Annotated in this window: 1 protein-coding gene; it reads right to left on the bottom strand. The window is 64.4% G+C overall.

The genetic code is table 11. From position 1 onward, the window contains the following. Nucleotides 1-250 (bottom strand): helix-turn-helix domain-containing protein (locus FLQ03_RS03285; protein ID WP_144374158.1); only part of this gene is annotated, 250 nt, incomplete at both ends.

Genomic DNA, 250 nt, shown 5'->3' with positions numbered 1-250 from the left:
GCGTAATACCGGCTGGCCCTGCGCCAGCCGCACTAAGGCTTCCAGCAGTCGCGCCCTTCTCACCCACTCGCCGTAGCTCAGGCCTGTCTGCTGCTGAAAATGACGGTTCAGCGTGCGTTCGCTCATCCCCACAATACCTGCGGCCTGGGCGCTGCTCCAGCTTTCTCCCGGGGCCATTCGAATCTGCTGGCAGAGATGGCGCAGCGCTTCGCTTTCCGGCTCGGGCAGGTGAAACGGCAGCACCGGCATG

Source organism: Vogesella urethralis, assembly GCF_007644045.2.
Classification (GTDB): Bacteria; Pseudomonadota; Gammaproteobacteria; order Burkholderiales; family Chromobacteriaceae; genus Vogesella; species Vogesella urethralis.
This window is presented reverse-complemented; position numbering and strand designations above follow the sequence as displayed.